General features: G+C 38.7%; 1 protein-coding gene. It reads left to right on the top strand.

Annotation, left to right across the window (positions count from 1 at the left end):
• Positions 1-310 precede the first annotated feature (310 nt).
• A complete protein-coding gene (locus tag K5Q99_RS21655; protein WP_246604560.1) occupies positions 311-1,924 on the top strand; it encodes a hypothetical protein in 1,614 nt (537 codons plus the stop codon).
• Positions 1,925-1,985 lie beyond the last annotated feature (61 nt).

Raw genomic sequence — 1,985 nt, 5'->3', positions numbered from 1 at the left:
TAGGATATTGGCTTCGCGCATCTTGTTGTCCAAGTGTAGTTTTTAGCGAAACCATTTGATCATGCAACAAGATGTGCTTCCACCCTAATTTGATGATTTATTTGTAAATCATCAGGGGATTCTTCAGTGCCAAGCATCAAATAAAGCAATAATTGACTCTCCTGTTATTACAAATGGTGGGAAGGGGTATGCTACTTATCGAAGTACTGGGTGTGAAACACAAGATACAGTATCTGTTTCTGCTATAACTGGCGGGGGAAGTGTAAGTTCAACTGCAGTTATAAATATTGATTCTATCAAAGTTGGAGCTTTGCAGTATGTTTCAGCTACCCCGACATTACTAGCATTACAAGGTACTGGTGGGATCGCAGGTGCAGGCGCTCGTTCTGAAACATCAGTAGTAACATTCAAGTTATTAGATGAAACTGCTGCACCAGCGGGGCAAGAAAGAGTGTGTTTTGAGTTAAGCACAGCAGTAGGTGGTATTAGTCTAAGTCCTGCTCCATTAGCGAAAGATTATCTCGATTGCCCTAATTTTCCAAAGCCGAATACTCCTAATTATCCTGTTGATTTAAATGCTCCAAATAAATATGCCGTTGCTGTAACTGACAGTGCAGGACTAGCATCTGTTATTGTAAGAAGTGGTGATAGAGCGACTCCTGTAAAAGTGTTTGCATTATGGGCTGGTAGTACTGCTGCAGGTCATAATGGCGTTATTTCAAATTTGTCAGATCAACTTGCAATCACAACAGGCCTTGCAGATGATAATAGTTTCTCTGTCTCAGCATCTACATTTAATCCAGAAGGTTGGGATTATGATAATGAACTTGTAGATATTAATGTTTTAGCAGCAGATCACTTTAATAACATGGTACCAGCCGGAACAGTAATCGTTTTTACTGCAGAAGGAGGTGCTATACCAGGCTCTTGTACAACGGGTGGTTTAACTAATCCTGATGGTGCTTGCAGCGTTCAATGGCGCAGTCAGAACCCTAGACCTTTTGATACTACACTTGTGGAATGTCCCGTACCATTTAATGGCGATACTAATCCTCCTTGTATGGGAACATCAAAGGTACTATTTGATTCTGGTATAAATTCATTATTACCTCAACCTAGACCTGGTAGAGCGACTATCACAGCTTATGCTATTGGTGAGGAAAGTTTTGTTGATTTAAATGGTAATGGCTTGTTTGATGTTGTTGATACTGATAGCGATGGTGTAATAGATATTGATAAGGGTGAGACAGAACCTTTTACTGATATCTCTGAAGCTTTTACAGATGATAACGAGGATGGTTTTTATCGTAAAATATCACAGAGTTCCTCATTAGCTGATTTGCTTATCCAACCAGCGGGTGCAGTAGATGAGGAGTTTGTTGATTATAATAGTGATGGTAAATTTAATAAAGCTGATAAAAAATACACAGGGTTATTATGTGCTTCTGGTTCCGGCCTAGCCTGTACTGATACTGGTTTGGATGATAATAGAGCCCAGTTAAATATATTCAAAAACATACCCATTGTTATGTCAGGCAGTACCCCTATGATACGGTTAGTTTCTATTGATGGTGATACGATGACCGCGGTTACTGAAATAGATCTAATGGATAGAACGGATCCAACAAAACCTGTAGAGAAAGGGCCTCAGACTATATATTTGTTTGTTTCTGATATTAATAACAATACGTTACCTTACGAGACTAAAATAACTACTTCAATAGATAACGGTAAGCTCATTGTCCCTGTAGGAGGAAGTTACTCAATTGCAAGTAATGTATCGAATAAACCGTTAATATATTCATTTACAATCGGTCAAGAAGACAAGCCTAACCAAAAATTATCTGGTGCTCTTGTTATTACGATCAAAACACCAAAAGGCTCACCTGTGAGTGTGGCTGTGAATGTTACTGATGGTGGTTAATCTACTTGTTTAAAGTTGATTTAGAAGTGTTAAAGGCGATTATATTATCGCCTTTATCTTT

Origin of the sequence: Shewanella hafniensis (assembly GCF_019655335.1) — a bacterium.
GTDB classification, from domain to species: Bacteria; Pseudomonadota; Gammaproteobacteria; order Enterobacterales; family Shewanellaceae; genus Shewanella; species Shewanella hafniensis.
Note: the sequence above shows the minus strand (reverse complement) of the source record. Positions and strands in the feature narration are given on the sequence as shown.